Below are 20,240 nucleotides of genomic sequence, written 5' to 3' on the forward strand. Positions count from 1 at the left end.
CCGTTCTCCCGCCCCGGAGGTCCCATGACAACCCTGACCGCATCCCCCACTCAGCGCACGCGGCCCTTCGAGTGGCACGCCCCGACCGGGTCGTTCACCGCCCAGCCGCTACCACACACCCCGCCGGGCCTGGATTCCGCCGACCTGCCCGCCCTGGGCCGGACGCTGCTGCGCCACGCGGGGCAGGCCGGAGCGGCGCGGCCCGGCGTGGTCGGAGCCGTTCCCTTCCGCCCCGGCGCGGCCCCGCACCTGCGGCCGGTGGACCTCGCTGCTCCGGTGGCCGCGCTGTCCACTCCCGCGCGGCCCGTTCCCACGCTGCCCGTCGCCACGCGGCCGCTTCCCACACTGACGCGCGCCGTGAGCGTGCCGGACGCGGCGGGTTTCGAGGCGCTGGTGGCGGCCGCCGTGCAGACCCTGCGCGCCGGGCAGATCGACAAGGTCGTGCTGGGGCGCCTGCTCGACCTGCACCTGCACGCCGCGCCCGACCCGGACGCCGTGCTGGCCCGCCTGCGCGCCGCGCACCCCGCCGCGTACGCGTTCTCGCTGCCGCTGCCGGACGCCACCACCCTGATCGGGGCCAGTCCGGAACTGCTGCTGCGCCGCGCCGGACGGGACGTGCACCTGCGCCCGATGGCCGGGACCCGCCCCCGCCCCGCCGATCCCGCCGCCGACCCGGCCGACGACGCCGCGCGCGCCCACGCGCTGCTGCACTCCGCCAAGGACCGCGCCGAGCACGCGCTGATGGTGCAGGCCATCGCCGACCGGCTCGCGCCGCTGTGCCGCACCCTGAGCGTGCCGCGCACGCCGGAACTGGCGTCCACCGCCACGCTCTGGCACCTCGCGACGCCCATCCACGCGCAGCTGCGTGACGACTCGCCCGGCGCGCTGGACCTCGTGCCGCTGGTGCATCCGACCCCGGCGGTGTGCGGCGTCCCGACCGGCGCGGCCCAGGCCTACCTGGAAGCGGCCGAACCCTTCGACCGGGGCTGGTTCGGCGGGGCGGTCGGCTGGGCCGATGAACACGGCGACGGCGAGTGGGCCGTCACGATCCGCTGCGCCGAGCTGCGCGGAACGCACGCGCGCCTGTTCGCCGGGGCGGGACTGGTCGCGGACTCCGACCCGACCGGCGAGCGGCAGGAGACGGCCGCGAAGTTCGGCACGGTCCTCGCCGCGCTGGGCTTCACGCTGACCGACCTGCCCGCCGCGCTGCTGGAGGCCCTGTGACCACCTCCCTGCCCCCACACCACGGCCCGCACGACGGACCGGACGAGTTCACGCCCTGGCCCGAGGCCCTGGCGCGCACGTACCGCGAGGCCGGGTACTGGCAGGGCGAACCGTTCGGCGCGTGGCTGAGTGGCCTCGCGCGGCGTTACGCGGACCGCCCGGCCCTCCTGACCCCGGACGGGCCGGTCACGTACCGCGAACTGGACCGCCGCGCGACCGTGCAGGCCGCCGCCCTGGCCGCTCGGGGCCTGCGCAGCGGTGACCGCGTGACGCTGCACCTGCCAAACACCCCGGCGTTCTTCGAGGTGCTGCTGGGCCTGCTGCGCCTGGGCGTGCGGCCCATCCTGGCGCTGCCCGCGCACCGCGAGCATGAACTCGGGTACTTCTGCGCGCACGCCGGGGCCGCCGCGCTCGTCACGGCCGCCGACCCGGAGCGGCTGGCACTGGCCGCCCGCGTGCAGGCCAGCCTGGACCGCCCGCTGCCGGTCATCGCACTGGGCGAGTGCCCCGGAACCTGGGAGGGAGAGGCGGTGTCCTTCCTGCCATGCGCCGCCACCGCGCCCACGCCGGACTTCACGCCACCCCCCGTGGACGCCGGGGGGGTCGCGCTGTACCAGCTGTCCGGCGGCAGCACCGGCACGCCGAAACTGATTGGGCGCACCCACGACGACTACCTGTACTCCATCCGCGCCAGCGCCGACCTGTGCGAACTCGGCGCGGACACCGTGTACCTCGCGGCGCTGCCGCTGGCGCACAACTTCCCGCTCACGTCGCCCGGCACGCTGGGCGCGCTGCACGCCGGCGGGCGGGTCGTGGTCGCGCCGGACGCCGCGCCCGGCACCGCGTTCCCGCTGATCGCCGCGCACAGCGTGACGCACACCGCGCTCGTGCCGGCGCTGCTGCAGGTGTGGCTGCGCGCCCTGGAGGGCCGCCCGCACCCCCCGTTCCCGTCTCTGCGTTGCGTGCAGGTGGGCGGCGCACCCCTGAGCCCCGACGTGGCCCGGCAGGTGCGGCCCCGGCTGGGCGCGGCGCTGCAACAGGTGTTCGGCATGGCCGAGGGCCTCGTGAACTACGTGCGGCCCGGCGCGCCCGACGACGAGGCCCTCGGCACGCAGGGCCGCCCGATCAGCCCGCACGACGAGGTCCGCATCGTGGACGACCACGACCGGCCCGTCCCGGACGGCACGCCCGGCCACCTGCTCACGCGCGGCCCGTACACCATCCGCGGGTACTTCCGCGCGCCGGACCACAACACCCGCGCCTTCACCCCGGACGGCTTCTACCGCACGGGCGACCTCGTGACCCGCACGCCCGGCGGGGCGCTGGTCGTCACGGGCCGCCACAAGGACCAGATCAACCGCGCGGGCGAGAAGATCGCCGCCGAGGAGATCGAGCACGCCCTGCTGCGCCACCCGCTCGTGCAGGCCGCCGCCGTGGTCGGCACGCCCGACCCGTGGCTGGGGGAACGCAGCGTCGCCTTCGTGCAGGTCGCGCCCATGCAGACCGCCCCCGGCGCCCCCGACCTCGCCCTGACCCTCAGGCGCCACCTGCGGGACCTGGGGCTGGCCGCCTTCAAGATCCCGGACCGCATCGAGCCGCTGCCCGCGCTGCCGCGCACGCCGCTCGGCAAGACCGACAAGCCGGCCCTGCGCGCCCTGGCCGCCCAGTCCACGCCCTCCACCCCCACCCACAGGAGCCGCCCATGATTCCCAGACTGCCCAGCTACCCCATGCCCGACCCCGTCTCCTTCCCCGCCACCCGCGTCGCCTGGACGCCGGACGCCTCGCGGGCCGCGCTGCTGGTCCACGACCTCCAGGTGTACTTCCTGGACTTCTACGACCCGGCGCTGCCGCCCGTGCCGGAGTTGCTGCGCAACGTGTCGCGCCTGATCGCCCGCTGCCGCGAGCTGGGCATCCCGGTCGTGTACACCGCGCAGCCCGGCGATCAGCGCCCCGAGGACCGCGCCCTCCTGACCGACTTCTGGGGCACGGGTCTGCGGGACGACCCCGCGCAGACCCGCGTGCACCCGCAGGTCGCGCCGCAACCCGGCGACACGGTGCTGACCAAGTGGCGGTACAGCGCCTTCAAGCGCACGCCGCTGGAGGGTCAATTGCGCGCCTGGGGCCGCGATCAACTGCTGGTGTGCGGCGTGTACGCGCACATCGGGTGCCTGCTCACGGCGGCCGAGGCGTTCATGCTGGACGTGCAGCCCTTCCTGATCGGGGACGCCGTGGCCGACTTCAGCGAGGCCGAACACCGACAGGCCCTGACCTACGCGGCGAACCGCTGCGCGCAGGTGACCGGCACGGACGACGCCCTGCGCGCCCTGGGCGGCCAGGCCTGGATAGAGGGGCGTGTGCGCGGGCAGATCGCGGCCCTGCTGGGCGTGGATCCGCAGGACCTGCACGGTGACGACGACCTGCTGATGCTGGGCCTGGACTCGGTGCGCCTGATGCTGCTGACCGAGGACTGGCAGCGCGACGGCCGGCGCGTGTCGTACGCGGACGTGGCGGCCCGGCCCACCCTGAACGCGATCATGGACGCCCTGAACGCCGCTGCGCCCATGCCCGAGCCCACGCCCGTCCCGGAGTCCGTGTGACCCTGACCGCCCCCCCCGCGCCGCCCGTTCCGCGCGCGCTGCCGCTCACGCAGGCGCAACTGGGCCTGTGGGCCGAGGAACGCGAGCAGCCCGGCGGCACCCTGAACCACGTGGCCGAGACGCTCGACCTGTGCGGCCCCCTGGACCCGGTGCGGCTGCGCGCGGCGCTGAGTGACACGCTGCGCGAGGTGCCGGCGCTGCACGTCCGTTTCCGGGACGACGGGCAGCGGGTCCGGCAACTGCTCGGGCCGGTCACGCCCCGCGCGCCGCAGGAACACGACCTGAGCGGCCACCCCGACCCGGACGCCCGGGCGCAGGCCATCACGGGCGCGCTGCTGGACGCGCCGCTGGACCTGCCGGGCGGCGAACTGTACCGTCACGCGCTGCTGCGCCTCGGGCCGGACCACCTGCGCTGGGTGTTCGTCACGCACCACATCGCCCTGGACGGCTACGGGATGCACCTGCTGCTGGAGCGACTGGCCGCCGGGTACCGGCAGGAGGCCTGCGCGCCCTTCGACCCGCTGGACGCCGCCATTCTGGAGGACGGCGCGTACCAGGCGTCCCCGGACCGCGCCCGCGACCGCGCCGCCCTGAACGCCGTGTACTCCGACCTGCCCTTCGAGCCCGCGCCGCTGCTCACGCGCGGCCTGAAACGCGGCCACCGCGCCGGACACGACCTGCCCCCCACGCTGGTCCGCGACCTGCGCGCCGGGGCCGACCGGCTGGGCGTGGGCTGGCCGGACGCGCTGTTCGCGCTGAGCGCCGCGTTCTGGCACGCCCACACCGGCGAGCGCGCCACGCTGATCGCCGCGCCCGTCATGCTGCGCCTGGGCAGCGCCGCCGCCCGCGTGCCCTGCATGATCATGAACCTGCTGCCGCTGCGTGTGAACGTCACCCCGAACGACTCCCTGCGCGTCCTGGCCGCCCAGGTCCGCGAGGCCCGCACCCAGGCGCAACCGCACGCCCGCTACCGCTACGAGCACCTGTGGGCGGACCTGAACGGCCGCCGCCTGTTCGGCCCGGAAGTCAACGTCCTGCCTTTCGCCGCCCCGCCGGACCTCGGCCCCGGCCTGCGCGTCACGGCGCGCACGCTGGCATCCGGGCCGGTCGAGGACCTCGCCCTGACCTTCAGCGGCTGGGCCGGCACCCTGCACCTGAGCGTGGACGGCCACCCGGACCTGTACACCCCCGCGCAGGTGGGTGGCCTGTGCGACCGGCTGATCCGGGGGCTGGACCTCGCCCTGCGCGACCCGGACGCCCCACTGCCCCCCCTGCTGCGGGAGCACGCATGATTGCCGACCCGACACCCCCGGACGGCTGGACTGGCCGGGTCGCACTCGTCACCGGAGCCGCGCAGGGCATCGGCGCGGCCGTCACGCGCCTGCTCGCCGCGCGGGGCGTGCAGGTCATGGCCGCCGACATCCAGACTATCCCGCCCGAACTGCGCGCCCTGCCCGGCGTGCACGCCGCGCCGCTGGACGTGACCGATCCCGCCGACGTCGAACGCGTCGTGGCCCGCACGGAACACGACCTGGGCCCCACCGATTTCCTGGTGAACGTGGCGGGCATCCTGCGGCCGGGCCTGCTGAGCGACCTGAGCCTGGAGGACTGGCACCGCACTTTCGCCGTGAACACCACCGGCCCCTTCCTGGTGTCCCGCGCCGCCGCGCGCTCCATGCAGGCGCGCGGGCGCGGCGCGATCGTCACGGTCGGCTCGAACGCCGCGCACGTCCCCCGCCACGGCATGGGCGCCTACGCCGCCAGCAAGGCCGCCGCCACCCACCTGATGCGCTGCCTCGCGCTGGAACTCGCGCCGCACGGCGTGCGCTGCAACGTCGTGTCACCCGGCTCGACCGACACCGCCATGCAGCGCCAGCTGTGGACCGACCCCGCCGCCCCGCAGCGCGTCATCCGGGGTGACCTCGACACGGCCCGGCTCGGCATTCCGCTGGGCCGCATCGCCGACCCCGACGACATTGCCCGCGCCGCGCTGTTCCTGCTCTCGGACGACGCGCGGCACATCACCATGCAGCACCTCACCGTGGACGGCGGCGCGACCCTGGGCGCCTGAGCCGGGGCGCAGCGGGTCAGGCCAACGTGCGGCCGGCAGGCCAGGTCTCGGCGCGGTTCCGGCCGGACGCCTTGGCTTGGTACAGCGCCCGGTCCGCCGCGTCCTTGAGGGTCACGCCGGCCTGCATGTCGGGGCCGCTCAGGTCGGCGGCCTCGGCCACACCCACGCTGACCGTCACGAACCCCAGCGGGTGACGCGGGTGCGGCAGCCGCAGCGCCGCGAGCGCCTCCTGGATCCGCGCCGCGACCGTCTCGCCGCCCTCGCGGTCCGTGTCGAGCAGCAGCGCCGCGAATTCCTCGCCGCCGTAGCGGGCCACGAGGTCCGTGCTGCGCGGCGCGCAGGCCCGCAGGGTGCGCGCCACCTGTTGCAGGCAGGCGTCCCCGGCCGGGTGGCCGAGCGCGTCGTTGAAGCCCTTGAAGTGGTCGATGTCGATCATCAGGAGCGTCACGGGCAGCTGGCTGCGCGCGTGCAGCGCCAGCGCGTGCCCGTACTGCGCGTCGAAGGCGCGGCGGTTGGCGATGCCGGTCAGGGCGTCGGTCTGGGACAGCAGTTCCAGCTGATCGTTCAGGGCGTTCAGGCGGCCGTTCAGGACCAGCAGTTCCGCCTCCCGCTCGCGCCGGGAGCGCAGCGCGCGGGTCAGGCGGGCGGCGCTGGTCGTGCGGGCGCACAGCGCCGCCGGGCGGATCGGTTTGGTGACGTAATCGGTCGCGCCCGCCTGGAAGGCCGCGTCCAGCTGCTCCTCTTCCTGCACGGCCGTCACCATGATCACGCTCAGGTCCTCCAGGTGCGGGTGGCCGCGCAGTTCGCGCAGGAACGTCAGGCCGTCCGTGCCGGGCATGATCAGGTCGAGCAGCAGCACGTCCACCCCTGCCGGGTCGCCGCCGGTCATGCCGAGGGCGGCGCGGGCCTCGTCCAGCGTGCCGGGCGCGCGGACGGACGCGCCGGTCGGCGCGAGGGCCTGCGTGAGCATGGCGCGCATCAGGGCGCTGTCGTCGACGATCAGTACGTTCATTCCGGCCTCCCCTGAAGGGAGGCGGCCCTCCAGGCGTCCGGCACGGTATCACGCGCCGCGCGGACCGGACGCGCCGTGACGTGCAGGCCCCGCGCCGCCCACGCCGCCCGTACGGGGGCCGATTCGCTCAGGACGCTCAGGTGCGCGGCGGGCCACCCGGCGTCCAGCGCCCCCGGCGCCAGCCGCGCCGACACCACGCCCAGCCGCTGCCCGGTGAACGGCACGACCCCGGTGGCGACCTGCACCGTGAATCCCAGCGCGCGCAGGTGCTCGCCGGTCGAGTCGGCCGCCAGGACGCTGACGTCCATCACGGCCGCTGCGGGCGGCGCCTGCGGGAGGCCGGGTTCCGCCGCCGGGGCGGGCAGCGGGCCGGGCAGCGGGCCGGGCAGCGGGCCGGGCAGCGGGGTGGGGGCGGCCGTGGGGGCGACCCCGCTGTCCGCCGTGGGAGCCGCTGCGGGGCGCGTGTGGCCGCGCAGGTTCAGGATCAGCTGCGCGACCTCCGGCGGGGTGGGCGCGCCGGGGCGCAGGTCGGCCAGCTGCGCCAGGATCAGGTCGCGGGCCGTGAAGGCGTCCGGCAGCCACGCCCCGGTCCCTCCCGGCTGGTCGCGCAGGTGGTGCAGCAGGTCCTCGAAGGCGCCCATCAGGGCGTGCAGGGCGTGCAGTTCCAGCATGGCCGCGCCGCCCTTGATGGAGTGCGCCGCCTGGAACGCTGAGCGCAGCGCCCCGGCGTCGTCCGGGCGGTCCTCCAGGGCGTGCAGCGCGGCCTCCAGCGCCCCGAGTTGCGAGGCGGTCTCCTGCGCGAACAGCGGCAGGAAGTCGTGTGGGTCGAGGGTCACGCCAGCCTCCGCAGCGCGGCGCGCAGGGCGTCCGGGTCGAGGACGCCGCTGGGCTGCACGCGCGCCAGTGCCTGCTGCGGCATGGACGGCACGGTCGCGCTCTGCGGCGTCTGCACCAGCGTGGTCGCCCCGGCGCGGTGCAGCTGCGCCAGCCCCAGCGCGCCGTCACTGCCCATGCCGGTCAGCAGCGCCGCCGTGACCGGCCCCCGGTGTGAGCAGGCCGACACGAACAGCGCGTCGATGGACGGCAGGTGCTCCTGACCGGGACGGCCCGGCCGGACGCGCAGCGCCCCGCCACTGACCTCGACGTGATGCCCGTCCGGCGCGACGTACACGTGCCCCGCCTGAAGTGGCAGGCCGTCGCTGGCCGTGCCGACCGGCGCGCCCGTCAGGGTGCCCAGCCACTGCGTGAGGTTCGGCCCGAACCCCGCCGAGATGTGCTGCGCGACCACCACCGCGCCCACCGGGCTCAGGTCCCGCAGCAGCGTCGCCAGCAGGCGCGGCCCGCCGGTACTCGCGCCGATCAGCGTCAGGCGCGCGCCGGTCCGGGCGGGCGCGGTGGTGGTCGCAGCAGTCACCGCAGCAGTCACCGCCGCCGGGACCGGCGCGGCGCTCATCAGGACCGGCACGCGGCACAGCGCCGCCGCCGCCGCGAGGTCCGGGGCGCTCAGCACGCCCGGCAGCGGCGCGCCGCCCACCATGATCAGGCGCACGCCCAGCGTCCGCGCCCGCCCGCGCACCTGCTCGAGATCCAGGTCCGGTAGCGGCGGCGTCAGCAGCAGCGTCGCGCCGCGCAGCCCCTCGCGTTCCAGGTACGCCAGCGCCCCCATCACGGACACGGTCAGCAGCCGGGGCGTGGGCAGCAGCCGCGCGCCCTCCAGTCGCCGCTGCGGGTCGGTGGCGACCAGCACGGTCAGGCCCGGCCCGTTCGTCCCGGCCCCGTTTGTCCCCGGCCCGTTCGTCACAGCAGCCTCCGGACGGTGTGCAGCAGCGCCTCCTGACTGAATTCACCCTTCACGAGGTACGCGTCCGCGCCGGCCTCCGCGCCCGCCGCCCGGTCACCCGGCGAGTCCAGTGACGTGAGCAGCACCACCGGCAGGTTCGCCGTGCGGGGATCGGCCCGGACCCGGCGCACCAGCTCCAGCCCCCCGAGTTCCGGCATCTCCACGTCGGTCAGCAGCAGGTCCGGCGGCTGCGCGTGCAGGGCCGCGAGCGCCTGCGCGCCGTCCGGGACGGGCAGCACCTCGAACCCGCCCTGCTGGAGGATCTGCGTGATCAGCTGCCGCGTCACGGCCGTGTCCTCGGCCAGCAGCACGCGCGGCGGGGCCGCCGGCACCGGCGTCCCGTCCAGGCTGCCCGCCGGTGGCCGTCCCGCTGGTGGCCGGCCGGCCGGCAGGTGCAGCGCCAGGACGTTCAGGACCGGCACGACCTGACCGGACGGCAGGATCGCGGCCCCCTCCAGGTGCGGGGCGCCCTGCAGGGGCCAGCGCAGCGGCTTGATCACGATCTCCTGCTCGCCCATCAGGGCGTCCACCAGCAGCGCCAGCCGCTGCGGCCCCTGCCGGACCAGCAGGAACGTTCCCGGCTCGCCCGCCGCGCCCGCCTCCCCGTCCAGCAGCGCCAGCAGCGGCGCGGCCGGCACCGTCTGATCCCCGACCCGCAGGACCCGCCGGCCCTCCAGGGTCCGCAGCGGCCCGGCCCGCCCGGCGCGTTCCACCCAGGTGACCGGCACGGCCAGCAGCTGCTCGCCGCAGCGCACCACCGCCACGCGCGTTGTCGCCAGCGTCAGCGGCACCCGCAGCGTCACGGTCGTGCCCTGCCCCGTGCTGCGCAGCGTCACGTCGCCGCCCAGCTGCCGCGCCTGCGTGCGCACCACGTCCAGCCCCACGCCCCGCCCGGACAGGTCCGTGACCTGCTCGCGGGAACTGAAGCCCGGCGTGAACAGCAGCTCGGTCAGGGCGGCCTCGTCCAGCCCGCCGTCCGGCCCGCTGTCCGGCAGGGCCGCGTCCAGGGGAGCGCCGTCCGGCAGGGTCACGCCCCGCCGCGCCGCCGAGTCCCGCACCGCCGCGAAGTTCACGCCGCTGCCGTCGTCCGTGACCGTCACCTCGACCTGCCCGCCCGCGTTGTAGGCGTCCAGGCGCACGGTGCCCACCGGGGATTTCCCGGCGGCCGCGCGGGTCGCCGGGTCCTCCAGGCCGTGGTCGGCGGCGTTGCGGATCAGGTGCAGCAGCGGCGCGCGCAGGCGGTCCATGGTGTGCCGGTCGAGTTCCACCCCCGAGGCCCCCACCACCAGCCGGGCGCGTTTACCGGCCTGCCGCGCCGCGTCCCGCAGCGCCCGCTCGAAGCCCAGCAGGAACGGCCGCGCCGGTTGCAGCCGCGCGGCGAGCACCTCGCGCGCCAGGTCGTCCGTCAGGGTCTTCAGGGCGTGCTGCGAGGCCTGCACGGACCGCCACGCCCCGGCGTCCTGCGAGGCGCGGGCCTGCGCGAGCCGCTCCTGCAGTTGCAGCCTCGCCCCGGTCAGCTCACCGGCCAGCGCCAGCAGCGCGTCCAGCTTGCGCACGTCCATCCGCACGAACTGCGCGTCGTCGTCCGGGGAGCCGGAGGCGGCGGGATCAGGCGCGGCCGGCGTGGATGAGGGCAGAGTGGCGGCAGGCGGAGTGACGGGAGGCAGCGTGGTGGGAGGCGGAGGGGCGGGTTCCGGCCGGGCGGATTCCAGCAGTCCCAGCTCCCGCAGCCGCGCCTCCCACCCGCCGACCGGGACCTGGGCGCTGCCCAGCAGCTGCTCGGCCCGGTCGGTCGCGGCGGCCAGGGCCGGGTCGTCCTCGACGGCCGCCGCCGCGCGAAGCGAGTGCAGCGCCCGCGCCGCCGCGTCCCCCCCGGCGCACAGGTCCGCGCGCAGCGCCAGCCACTCGCCGCGCAGCGCGCCGCTCAGGTCACGGTCGGCGCGGAAGGCGGGACCCGCAGCGGGGCCAGGAGGGGGCGTGGCGTCCCGGTGGTTCAAGGGCGCGTACCCCGGGTCACGTGTGGTACCGGGCCGTCAGGCCGTTGAGCTGCTCGACGAGCTCCTGCAGGTGCCGCGCGACCTGCTGGTTGTCCTGCGTGACATTCAGGTGCTGCAGGGTCGCCGCGTTGATGTCGTTCATGGCGATCGCGATCTGCTCCATGCTCAGCGCGTGCTGCTGCACCGACTCGGAGATCTGTCCGGCCATGCGCGCCGCGTCGTCGTTCACGCCCCCGAGCGCCTGGATGGTCTGCCCGGCCCGGCCGATCAGGGCCGTGCCGACCTGCGCCTGCTTGCTGCCCTCCTCGGTGGCCAGCACGGCGGCGTTCGTGGCCTGCTGCACGTCCTCGAGCATCCGGCGGATCTGCTGCGTGGCGCCCTTGGACTGCTCGGCCAGCGTGCGGATCTCCTGCGCGACGACCGCGAAGCCCCGGCCCTGCTCGCCGGCGCGGTTCGCCTCGATGGCGGCGTTCAGGGCCAGCAGGTTCGACTGGTCGGCGATGTCCGCGACCGTCTCGATGATCTCGCTGATCTGCCGCGAGTGCCGCGACAGGTTCAGCATGTTCTGCGCGATGTCGTCCACGCGGCCCTGCAACGCCAGCATGCCCTGCTCGGCGTCCTGCGCGGCCTGAACGCCCTGCGTGGCGACCGCGCGGGCGGCCTCGGCCTGCCGGGTCACGCTGCTGGCCACCTCGACCGCGTGCCGGCTGCTGGTGCGGACCTCCTCGACGGCGGCGGTCGTCTCGGCAATCGCGGCCGACTGCTGGTTCACGCTGGTCGCCTGCTGCGTCGTGGCCGTCACCAGACTCTGACTGGACAGCGCCAGCTGCGCGCTGAACTGCTGGTTCTGCAGCGCGAAGCCCCGCAGCTGCGCGAGCATGTCCCGCAGCGCCAGCCCCAGCGTGTCCTGCCCGGAGCGCACGGGCAGCTCGGCGCGCAGGTCCCCGCTGGCGACCACGCGGGCCGACGCGGCGACCTCCTCGGTGTGCCGCGTGAGATCCTGCACGGCGCGCCCGACCACGTCCTGCCCGTGCCGCACCGGGAACGCCACCTGCGACGACCCCAGGCTCAGCTGCCCCAGCGCCTGCGCCAGCTGCCGCTGCTGCGCGCCGAGCTGCCCCAGCGCGCCCAGCATCTGCCCGGTCTCGTCGCGGCTGCGCGCGGCGGGCAGGTCGTCCAGGTACCCTTCGGCCAGCCGCAGCGACGCGCGTGACACGAGCTGCATGGCGCCCACGATCTGCCCCAGCACCAGCCACGCGAACGTCAGGCCCAGCAGTCCGCCCAGCAGGGCCGTCCAGGTCACGATTCCCTGGCTGCGCGACAGGTCCGCCGTGAGCTGCAGTTGCTCGGCCGCGAGGGCCGCTTCCCGCGAGTCGAGGTAGGCGTTGATGCTCTGGACCAGCTGCGCCCGCGCCGGCTGGAGCCGCTCCTCGAACAACGTCACGGCCGCCGCCGGCTGCGATTCGGCCACGCGCAGCAGCGCGTCCAGCTGCGTTTCCAGCGCCGCCCAGTCGCGCCGCACGTCGCTCAGCTCCGGGCTGTTCGGCGCGGCCGCCAGCTCCGCGACCGCCTCGGCCCGCACGGTGTCCAGGCTCGCCGGTTCCGGCCGTCCGGGGCGCAGCAGCAGTTCCTCGGAAGCCACCAGCGTGAGGCGGTTCACGGCGCCGCGCAGATTGGTCAGGGTCCGCGCCTGTTGCAGGCCCCCGGTCAACCGGGCACTCACCTCGCCGGAATGACGCAGCGACGCCACTGACAGCAGCCCGGTCACGACCAGGGGAACGACGAGCAGCAGCAGCACACCAAGCAATTTCAGACGAATGGACATCAGGGGTTCCTTTGGAAATCACCCGGACGGCACGCCGGTTCAGCGTGTTCCGGCCCGGCAGGGCGAAGGGGAAGCGGGACGGCGGGAGGGAAGAGCGCGGGCGTCACGGCGCTGGCCGCCAGGGAGCGGGAAGGGCGTGCAGCAGGCGGTGAAGGTCCAGTACCGCCAGCCCCGCAGCAGTCAGGCCCGACACGCCCGGCGAGTGGAACGGCGCGGGCTGCAACTGATCATCCACCCACACCAGATCGGCCGCGTCGTCTACGAGCAGGCCGCAGGTGCCCGCCCCGGCCGCCGTGACCAGCACCCTGCCCGGCCGGGGCGGCGGGTGCGCCCGGCCGGTCAGCAGCACGTCGGCGCGCAGCACGCCCAGCAGTTCGCCGCGCACGACCTGCAGGCCCGCCACGTGCGGCGCGGTGCGCGGCAGGGCCGTCAGGTTGGCGGGCAGGATCTCCAGCAGCTGCGCCAGCGGCGCGGCGTATTCCTCGCCCGCCACCCGCAGCAGCAGGGCGTTCACAGGCGGACGTTGCGCGTCCAGCGGCGCGGCCAGCCGCGCGGCCCGGCGTTCCAGGCGGGTCATACGGACTCCGATTGAATGGGCTGCAAAGACCGTTCAATCCGAGCGGATGCGAGTGGGAGAGAAACGGGTTCCGGACGTGGAGCTGGCAACCCGGTGCTGTCCCGGGTTGTCAGCGAAACAAACGGAATCCGTATCACGCCTCACCCGCCCCGGCCAGCAGGTGCAGGCAACCGGCCCGGACCCGCGCCGCGAGCCAGCTGTCCGCCTGGGCGTCCAGCAGCGTCAGGGCGTGCCGCGCCTGCCGTTCGGCCCGCCCGTCCTGCCCGGCGCGCCGCAGGGCCCAGGCCAGCGCCAGCTGCGCCTGCGGATCCAGCGGTGCCTCGTACGCCGCGCGGCGCGCTTCCGGCAACTCCGGTTCAGGCGCGGCGTCCGCCGCACCGGACACCGGCCCGCGGGTCGCCGGGACCGGCCGGTCCATGACCGCGCCAGACGGTAACGGACGCCCCGCCACCCGACCGGACGGAACAGACACCGCCGCCGGGGGGCGCGCCGGGCGGCGCAGCACCTGCGTGTCCCCGCAGCGTTCCACGACCAGCCCCAGCTGCGCGGGCGGGCGCGGGTCGCTGGGCGCCAGCAGCAGCACCCCGCCCGGCGCCAGCGCCCGCGTCAGGTGCGTGTACACCCGCTCGGCGGCGGCCGGCGTGAGGTAGATCGTGACGTTCCGGCAGGCGATCACATCCAGATCCCGCTGCGGTGCGGGCGTGATCAGGTTATGCACCGCGAACCGCACCCGTCGCCGCAGCTCCTCACGAACCTCGAACAGGTCGCCGCGCGGCTCGAACGACCGCCGGACCTGACCGGGCGGCACGCCCCGGAACGACCACGCGCCGTACCGTCCTTCCCGCGCGCGCCGCACGGACTCGGGGTTCAGGTCGGTGCCCAGCACCTCCACCGTCTGCCGCGTGAAGGCGGCTGCCAGCGCGTACGCTTCCTCGCCGGTCGAGCAACCGGCACTCCAGGCGCGCACGTGCGCGCGCCCGGCCAGCAGCTCCGGCAACGCCTCCAGCTGCGCCCCGATCCGCTGGAACCACGTCTCCCCGACCGTGAACGCCGCCGCGACCTGCGCCGCCACCTCGGGACGCGTGGCGGCGGCACGCAGCAGGCCATCCAGGCCGCCATGCGCGCGGGCCAGTTCCTCCAGGCGGGGGCGGGCCAGTCCGTGCAACTGCTCGGTCCAGCGCAGCCCGGCGGCCTCCGCCAGCAGTTGCGGAAGGGCGGCCGTCATGGGCGCCACACCACCGGCAGCACCTGACCGTCCAGCAGCGCGTGCGCCGCGCCCTCCGGAACGTTCGCGACCGGGCCGACCTCATCGACCCACCACGCCTCACGGCGCGGGCGGGTCACGACGATCAGGCGCTGCGCGGCCTCCGGTTCGGCCGGCGGCTGCCCCCACCACCCGCGGGTGTCCTGCACGTCCAGCGTCTCGCCGCGCAGATGCACGCGCGGCCCACCCTGACGCGCGGCCGGCAGATGCACCATCGGGTACACCCGCTCGATCTGCGTCAAGGGCAGGTAAAAACGCGCCTGACCGCTGCGGCACAGCAGCGCCGGCACGGACAGGATGCGGTCTGGGGTGGGTGAAGGTGTCAGGGAGACCTCTGGCAGGGCAGGAGAAGAGAGAACGGGAAGCGCCGACGCTTCAGTGTAAGACCACACCCTCTGACAGGCGCCCTACAGCGCCGCGGAGCGTCATCCGCTCTGTTGTGTTCAGGGGAGCTTAATCTTGGACGGGTCTATATTTACACCCGTCCAGTTTTGTGGCATGATCTGACCTGTGGAGGTCACCCCAGCACCCGGACGCCGTGAACGCAAGAAACTCGAGACCTGGCGAAAGATCCGCCACGTCGCCCTGAACTTGATCCTCGAACGCGGCTACAGCAACGTCAGCCTTGAGGACATCGCGCGGGCCGCCGACGTCTCCCGCGCCACACTGTTCAACTACTTCCCGTCCAAGGAAGCCATGCTCTTCGCGCCCGACCCCGAGGAACAGCAGCGCTGGCAGGCCTTCCTGGACGCCCGGCCCAAAGGCGAACACCCCTGGACCACCCTGGAAGCCTTCTTCCTCGACTACACCGCCGGGTACGAGACCAAACTCCGATTGCAAAAGCAGCTGCAGGCTGAGGTCGCCGCGCTCCGCCAGGGCAACCAGGACGTCAGCGAACGCCTCAGCGCCTTCCTTGCCGACTGGCTCGGCACGCGCCTGCACACCCAGGGGCGCGACCCGCAGGACGCCGCCCTGCTGAGCGCCCTGGCCTTCACCGTCATGGGCGTCGTCTTCGCCCGCTGGCAACCCGACGAGCCGTTCAGCGTCTTCCAGGACCTGCTGCGCCGCACCTTCCACCGCGCCGGACAGGGCCTGACCTCCACCCTCTGACCTCCACACACTGACCCACCCCACCTGATTCACCCACAGACCCCCTCAGGTTCCGTCCCGCACGGCACCACGCCCCTCTCACACCCCAATCTCGGGGAAAGGCAGGTTCACCATGTCCAGAGTCTGGTTCATCACAGGAGCGTCACGCGGCTTCGGCCGGGAATTCACACTCGCCGCCCTGGAGCGCGGGGACCGCGTCGCCGCCACCGCCCGCACCCTCAGCACCCTCGACGACCTGAAGGTCCACGGGGACGCCTTCCTGCCCATCGAACTCGACGTGACCGACCGCGCCGCCGACTTCGCGGCCGTGCAGCAGGCCCACGCGCACTTCGGGCAGCTCGACATCGTCGTGAACAACGCCGGGTACGGCCACTTCGGGTTCATCGAGGAGATCAGCGAACAGGAAGCCCGCGACCAGCTGGAAACCAACGTGTTCGGCGCCCTGTGGATCACGCAGGCCGCGCTGCCCATCATGCGCGCCCAGGGCGGCGGGCACATCATTCAGGTGTCCAGCATGGGCGGGCAGGTCGCGTTCCCCAGCCTGGGCATCTACCACGCGTCCAAGTGGGCGCTGGAGGGCATGAGCGAGGCGCTCGCGCAGGAAGTCGCCGCGCAGGGCATCCGGGTCACGCTGGTCGAACCCGGCGCGTACGGCACCGACTGGGCCGGCACGTCCGCCAACCACTCGCAGCCCAACCCCGTCTACGACGGCTTCCGTCAGGCCATGGCGGAGCGCGGCGCCGGCACCCAGATGGGCGACCCGGCCGCCGCCGCCCGCGCCCTGCTGAAAGTCGTGGACAGCGAACACCCGCCCCTGCGCGTGCTGTTCGGCACGCAGGCCTACGACGTCGTGCAGGGCATCACCGCGCAGCGCGTGCAGACCTGGAAGGACTGGGAAGCCGTGTCCCGCGAAGCGCAGGGCTGAATGCCGCGCATCGGTGTCATCATCGGCAGTACCCGCCAGGGCCGCTTCGCGGATCAGGTCATGGCGTGGCTCACGCCGTTCCTGGAGCGGCGCGGCGACCTGGGCTTCGAGACCCTCGACCTGCGTGACTTCGACCTGCCGTTCTTCGATGAGCGGGCCTCGAACGCCTACGCCCCCACCCAGAACGCAGAGGGCCGCCGCTGGCAGGAGACGCTGGCCGGATTCGACGGCTTCATCTTCCTGGTCGCCGAGTACAACCACGCCCCCACCGCTGCCCTGAAAAACGCGCTGGACTACGCCTACCCGGAGTGGAGGCGCAAACCCGGCGCCTGCGTCGGCTACGGCGGGGTCGGCGGCGCACGGGCCGTGGAGGGCCTGCGGACCATCCTGGTCGAACTGCAGATGGCGCCCGTGCGGCACGCCGTGCACATCGCCGGGAACGACTTCTACGCCGCCGTGACCGGACAGCAGCCCCTGGGTGCCCTCACGTACCTGGACTCCAGCGTGCACGCCATGCTGGACGACCTGTCCTGGTGGGCGCACGCGCTGAACGCCGCCCGGGGCGCCGGTACGCCCGGCTAGAGCCACTGTCAGAGCAGGATGCAGAGCGACAGCGTGCAGAGACAGCGGTGGCCGGGGTGTGCGTGCGGCACCAGGGTGAAACGGTACGCAGCGGTCAGTTGCGCAGGCGGTCGTCGCCCGGGGCGACGGCGAACACGCCTCCCCAGGGGCGGTAGCGGCTGACGAGCGTGTCGCGCCGCACCTGACCGCCGGGCAGCCGGACCTGCCGGGCCACGCTGACGAGCGCGCCGGGGGCGGGCATGTCGATGCGGCGGGCCTCGTCGCCGTTCAGGGCCGGGTCGCTCACGAAGGTCGGGCCGGGAGCGGGCCGCACCTGCGACTGCTGCGGGGTGGCGGTCCAGATGCGGCGTCCGTCGTCCTGTCCGAACAGGTGCACGCTCAGGCGACTGGTGCGGGTATCCCAGTCGGCCTGCACCAGCAGCGGCGCGGGCGTGTCGTTACGCCAGCGGAGGTTCTTGGCGGGCGCGTACACGGCGGCGTCCAGACCCGGCTGGCCGTAGTACGCCACCTGATAGGAGTGCGCGTGCCGTTCCGTGACGGGCAGGCCCGCCGTCCAGGCGGCGCGGAAGACGGTGGTGCTGACCTGGCACAGGCCGCCGCCGTCCTCGGTACTCAGGCGGTTCCCGGTGATCACGTAGCCCGGCACGAAGCCGCGCGCGGCGGTGACGGGGCCGATCAGGGCGTTGAAGTTCAGTTCGCGGCCCGCCTCGATCCACTGCCCGTGCACGCGGGACGCTCCGACCCGGATGTTCTGCACGCGGAAGTCCGGGCTGCCGCTGAAGCTGGAGGTGCCGGTGCCCAGGTGCGTGATCCGGCGGGTGGCGGCCCAGGCGACGTTTCGGGCGGGCGCGGTCAGGTTCACGCGCAGAGGCGCGCTGCTCTGTCCGTCGGTCAGGGCGTCCAGCACGGCGCGGTCGGAGGCGGCGCGGTCCACGGTCCAGCCGGTGCGGGCCTGCGCGGTCCAGCCGGTCCCCGCGCGGCTGAAGCGCAGGTCGCGGGGCGTGCGGGCGTCCACGGCGGCGTACGCGAGGTCCAGGGCGCGGCGCAGTTCCGGTGTGGGGCGGCCGGTGCGGCGCACCTGCGCGGCCACGCTGTCCGGGACGGTCAGGGTCCGTGAATGGTGAAGGACGGGCCGCTGCACCTGTCCGCTTACCAGCCGGGGTTCCGGGGCGCTCCAGCGCAGGCTCAGCGCTCCGGCCGGGGCAGCCAGCAGCGCGCACAGCAGGGTCAGGAACAGCGTGCTCATACGGACTCCGGTTGAATGGGCTGCAAAGACCGTTCAATCCGAGCGGATGCGAGCAGGAGAGAAACGGGTTCCGGACGTGGAGCTGACAAGCCGGTGAAGTTCCGGATTGTCAGCGAAACAAACGGAATCCGTATCAGGGGTCGGGCAGCAGGGGAGAACAGGGAAGAGATGGCGGACCTCCGGAGGGGGGGAGACGGGGGGACAGGGGGCCGACGGCAGCGGGGGCGCGGGGCCGGGATTCCTCCCAGCGCCGCGCCCCCGCTGCCGGACCGTGGATCAGGGCATCAGGACCGTGTCGATCACGTGGATGACGCCGTTGCTGGCGCGCACGTCGGCCTTGGTGACGGTGGAGTCGTTGATCATGACCATCCCGCCGCTGGTGCTGATGCGGATGTTCGCGCCGTTCACGGTCTTGGCGGAGGTCAGTTTCGTGACCTGCGCGGCGGTCACGCGGCCGGGCACCACGTGGTACAGCAGCAGCGCCTTGAGCTGGGCGGGATCGTTCAGCAGCGCGTTCAGGTCCGCTTCCGGCACCTTGGCGAACGCGGCGTTGGTGGGAGCGAACACCGTGAACGGCCCGGCGCTGTTCAGGGTGTCGACCAGCCCGGCGGCCTGCACGGCGGCCAGCAGGGTGCTGAAGTTCGGGTCGTTCGCGACGATGCTGGCGATCGTGTTGCCGCCGGGAACCATGCTGCCGCCGCCAGCGAAGGCCGTGGTGCTCAGAAGCAGGGCAGATGTCAGGATCAGGTTCTTCATGGTGGACCTCCGGAGAAAGAGAAAGACTTGAATCACTAGAGAAGTGACCCTGAAATGTTGTGGCGTGCGGAGATTGATTTTTCCGCGACACCGTGATCTTAGTCAGTAGCCCGGAAGCCTCAGCGTACGGCGTCATACAATGAGCGCCCGTTAAAGTAAGCGTGCTTCCAGAGCCTCATGCCGGGCCGGGGTGCATGAGGACATGAGACGGATTCCGACTGAAGCGAGGCAGCCCTCCGGGCGTGAAGTTGGCAAGCCGCTGCCGTGCCGGTTGGCTCACGCAACAGCCCGGAGTCCGCACGGGCAGGTGCGCGCCGCTCCTGCATGCCTGCGTGGCAGAATGCCCGGCGTGACCGACCCCGATCTGCTTCCGCGCGCCCGCAAGCTGATGGGCCTGTACCGGGGCGGCGTGGGCGGCGAGCGCGGCAACGCCGGACGCCGCCTGAGCGCCCTGCTGCGCGAACACGACCTGACCCTGTTCGACCTGGACCCCAGCCTGCCCGTCACGCAGGACCTCGCGGCCCTCGACTCGTGGCGCGAATCGGCCGCGCTGCTCGCCCGGCTGGGCACCGACGCGCAGGACGACGCCCTGAGCGCCCTGGTCGACGCCGACGACCTGACCGACCCCGAGATGCGCCGCCTGCTGGACGCCGTGAACCTGCACCGACTGGCCGAGGTGCGCGTGGACGGCTGGGCCGCCCTGGACGGCGTGGACCCGGCCGCGCTGCGGCAGGCGGCCGCCTCGATCACCCCGGCCGACGTGCTGGTCGCCCAGGGCTCGCTGGCCAGCCGCCTGCGGTTCGCGGCGGCCCGGCAGCTGTACTTCCAGACGCACCCGCCCCGCCTGATCCGCACCGAAACGCCTGCCCAGACGGCGTTCGTACGCGGCCTGATCGAGACCCTGACCGGGCATCCCACCCTGCCGCCCGGTCCGGAGGGGGGCGTGCGCGCCCACCTGAGCGCCCCGCAGCTCGCGCGGGTGCGGGCACTGACCGCCACCTTCCTGCCCGAAGCGGACCGCCGCGCCGCGCAGGCCGCCCGCGAGTACGGCGAGGCACTGGCCCGCCAGGAACGCGACTGACCTGAACCCGCCCATCCGGAACACGACCGACCTGCAATTCCCCACGCCCCGCGTTCCGACTGGCAGGCCCGGCGGTTTTGCGGCAGAGTGGGGGCTCCTGCCACCGGCGCTGCCCGTCGCGGCTCCACGCA

The 20,240-nt window shown here is 74.1% G+C and carries 19 protein-coding genes; 9 read left to right on the forward strand and 10 right to left on the reverse strand.

All coding sequences use genetic code 11. The annotated features are described in order from the left end of the window. The first annotated feature begins 24 nt into the window (after positions 1–24). From BXU09_RS16790 to dhbA, 5 genes are read left to right on the forward strand one after another with little or no spacing between them, the layout of a single operon-like run. Positions 25–1,224: an isochorismate synthase gene (locus tag BXU09_RS16790; RefSeq protein ID WP_078305488.1), complete on the forward strand. Its 1,200-nt coding sequence runs from the start codon at positions 25–27 to the stop codon at positions 1,222–1,224. Then, a complete protein-coding gene (locus tag BXU09_RS16795; protein ID WP_240501454.1) occupies positions 1,221–2,930 on the forward strand; it encodes an AMP-binding protein in 1,710 nt (569 codons plus the stop codon). The genes BXU09_RS16790 and BXU09_RS16795 overlap by 4 nt, the downstream gene beginning before the upstream one ends. Further along, on the forward strand, positions 2,927–3,823 hold the full coding sequence (locus tag BXU09_RS16800; RefSeq protein ID WP_078305489.1) for an isochorismatase family protein: 897 nt from the start codon (positions 2,927–2,929) through the stop codon (positions 3,821–3,823). Before BXU09_RS16795 ends, BXU09_RS16800 begins: the two co-directional genes overlap by 4 nt. Continuing rightward, a complete protein-coding gene (locus tag BXU09_RS16805) occupies positions 3,820–5,115 on the forward strand; it encodes a condensation domain-containing protein (protein WP_078305490.1) in 1,296 nt (431 codons plus the stop codon). The genes BXU09_RS16800 and BXU09_RS16805 overlap by 4 nt, the downstream gene beginning before the upstream one ends. After that, entirely contained in the window at positions 5,112–5,894 is a 783-nt protein-coding gene (dhbA, locus tag BXU09_RS16810; RefSeq protein ID WP_078305491.1) for a 2,3-dihydro-2,3-dihydroxybenzoate dehydrogenase, read from the forward strand. Before BXU09_RS16805 ends, dhbA begins: the two co-directional genes overlap by 4 nt. Before the next feature lie 16 nt (positions 5,895–5,910). Here the strand turns inward: dhbA and BXU09_RS16815 are convergent, their stop codons facing one another. The 8 genes from BXU09_RS16815 to BXU09_RS16850 form a co-directional block, all read right to left on the reverse strand. Beyond that, positions 5,911–6,906, reverse strand: coding sequence for a diguanylate cyclase (locus BXU09_RS16815; RefSeq protein WP_078305492.1), 996 nt, complete (start codon positions 6,904–6,906; stop codon positions 5,911–5,913). Then, entirely contained in the window at positions 6,903–7,742 is an 840-nt protein-coding gene (locus tag BXU09_RS16820) for an Hpt domain-containing protein (protein WP_078305493.1), read from the reverse strand. Before BXU09_RS16820 ends, BXU09_RS16815 begins: the two co-directional genes overlap by 4 nt. Further along, on the reverse strand, positions 7,739–8,707 hold the full coding sequence (locus BXU09_RS16825; RefSeq protein ID WP_078305494.1) for a chemotaxis protein CheB: 969 nt from the start codon (positions 8,705–8,707) through the stop codon (positions 7,739–7,741). The genes BXU09_RS16820 and BXU09_RS16825 overlap by 4 nt, the downstream gene beginning before the upstream one ends. Continuing rightward, on the reverse strand, positions 8,704–10,743 hold the full coding sequence (locus BXU09_RS16830) for a response regulator (RefSeq protein ID WP_078305495.1): 2,040 nt from the start codon (positions 10,741–10,743) through the stop codon (positions 8,704–8,706). The genes BXU09_RS16825 and BXU09_RS16830 overlap by 4 nt, the downstream gene beginning before the upstream one ends. A 16-nt stretch (positions 10,744–10,759) precedes the next feature. Next, positions 10,760–12,568 (reverse strand): methyl-accepting chemotaxis protein, encoded by a 1,809-nt coding sequence (locus BXU09_RS21995; RefSeq protein ID WP_144012314.1) that lies wholly within the window; start codon positions 12,566–12,568, stop codon positions 10,760–10,762. Positions 12,569–12,671: 103 nt separating this feature from the next. Continuing rightward, a complete protein-coding gene (locus BXU09_RS16840; RefSeq protein ID WP_078305497.1) occupies positions 12,672–13,145 on the reverse strand; it encodes a CheW domain-containing protein in 474 nt (157 codons plus the stop codon). Positions 13,146–13,278: 133 nt separating this feature from the next. Beyond that, complete coding sequence (locus tag BXU09_RS16845) at positions 13,279–14,370, reverse strand: CheR family methyltransferase (RefSeq protein WP_144012315.1); 1,092 nt, start codon at positions 14,368–14,370, stop codon at positions 13,279–13,281. Then, positions 14,367–14,699 (reverse strand): chemotaxis protein CheW, encoded by a 333-nt coding sequence (locus BXU09_RS16850; protein ID WP_168174652.1) that lies wholly within the window; start codon positions 14,697–14,699, stop codon positions 14,367–14,369. Before BXU09_RS16850 ends, BXU09_RS16845 begins: the two co-directional genes overlap by 4 nt. 220 nt (positions 14,700–14,919) lie before the next feature. Here BXU09_RS16850 and BXU09_RS16855 point away from each other — a divergent pair, with 220 nt between their 5' ends. The 3 genes from BXU09_RS16855 to BXU09_RS16865 all read left to right on the forward strand — a co-directional run bounded on the left by BXU09_RS16855 (position 14,920) and on the right by BXU09_RS16865 (position 17,026). Beyond that, positions 14,920–15,519, forward strand: a complete 600-nt coding sequence (locus BXU09_RS16855; protein WP_078305500.1) for a TetR/AcrR family transcriptional regulator — start codon at positions 14,920–14,922, stop codon at positions 15,517–15,519. Between the two features lie 112 nt (positions 15,520–15,631). Further along, entirely contained in the window at positions 15,632–16,444 is an 813-nt protein-coding gene (locus tag BXU09_RS16860) for an SDR family oxidoreductase (RefSeq protein ID WP_078305501.1), read from the forward strand. Next, entirely contained in the window at positions 16,445–17,026 is a 582-nt protein-coding gene (locus BXU09_RS16865; RefSeq protein WP_078305502.1) for an NADPH-dependent FMN reductase, read from the forward strand. A gap of 94 nt (positions 17,027–17,120) precedes the next feature. Here BXU09_RS16865 and BXU09_RS16870 read toward each other — a convergent pair whose 3' ends face one another. Both BXU09_RS16870 and BXU09_RS16875 read right to left on the reverse strand, forming a co-directional pair. Beyond that, a complete protein-coding gene (locus BXU09_RS16870) occupies positions 17,121–18,272 on the reverse strand; it encodes a VanW family protein (protein ID WP_078305503.1) in 1,152 nt (383 codons plus the stop codon). Between the two features lie 276 nt (positions 18,273–18,548). Then, on the reverse strand, positions 18,549–19,028 hold the full coding sequence (locus tag BXU09_RS16875; RefSeq protein ID WP_078305504.1) for a fasciclin domain-containing protein: 480 nt from the start codon (positions 19,026–19,028) through the stop codon (positions 18,549–18,551). A gap of 349 nt (positions 19,029–19,377) precedes the next feature. Between BXU09_RS16875 and BXU09_RS16880 the strand changes: the two genes are divergently transcribed. Further along, positions 19,378–20,109: a hypothetical protein gene (locus tag BXU09_RS16880; RefSeq protein WP_240501455.1), complete on the forward strand. Its 732-nt coding sequence runs from the start codon at positions 19,378–19,380 to the stop codon at positions 20,107–20,109. Positions 20,110–20,240: the final 131 nt, after the last annotated feature.

The sequence above is a fragment of the Deinococcus sp. LM3 genome, assembly GCF_002017875.1.
Lineage (GTDB): Bacteria > Deinococcota > Deinococci > Deinococcales > Deinococcaceae > Deinococcus.

Bases quoted from the DNA above. Each gene is read 5' to 3' on its own strand.
- BXU09_RS16790 (WP_078305488.1), top strand. From the start codon at position 25: ATGACAACCCTGACCGCATCCCCCACTCAGCGCACGCGGCCCTTCGAG.
- BXU09_RS16800 (WP_078305489.1), top strand. From the start codon at position 2,927: ATGATTCCCAGACTGCCCAGCTACCCCATGCCCGACCCCGTCTCCTTC.
- dhbA (WP_078305491.1), top strand. From the start codon at position 5,112: ATGATTGCCGACCCGACACCCCCGGACGGCTGGACTGGCCGGGTCGCA.
- BXU09_RS16815 (WP_078305492.1), bottom strand. From the start codon at position 6,906: ATGAACGTACTGATCGTCGACGACAGCGCCCTGATGCGCGCCATGCTC.
- BXU09_RS21995 (WP_144012314.1), bottom strand. From the start codon at position 12,568: ATGTCCATTCGTCTGAAATTGCTTGGTGTGCTGCTGCTGCTCGTCGTT.
- BXU09_RS16840 (WP_078305497.1), bottom strand. From the start codon at position 13,145: ATGACCCGCCTGGAACGCCGGGCCGCGCGGCTGGCCGCGCCGCTGGAC.
- BXU09_RS16845 (WP_144012315.1), bottom strand. From the start codon at position 14,370: ATGACGGCCGCCCTTCCGCAACTGCTGGCGGAGGCCGCCGGGCTGCGC.
- BXU09_RS16860 (WP_078305501.1), top strand. From the start codon at position 15,632: ATGTCCAGAGTCTGGTTCATCACAGGAGCGTCACGCGGCTTCGGCCGG.
- BXU09_RS16865 (WP_078305502.1), top strand. From the start codon at position 16,445: ATGCCGCGCATCGGTGTCATCATCGGCAGTACCCGCCAGGGCCGCTTC.
- BXU09_RS16870 (WP_078305503.1), bottom strand. From the start codon at position 18,272: ATGAGCACGCTGTTCCTGACCCTGCTGTGCGCGCTGCTGGCTGCCCCG.
- BXU09_RS16875 (WP_078305504.1), bottom strand. From the start codon at position 19,028: ATGAAGAACCTGATCCTGACATCTGCCCTGCTTCTGAGCACCACGGCC.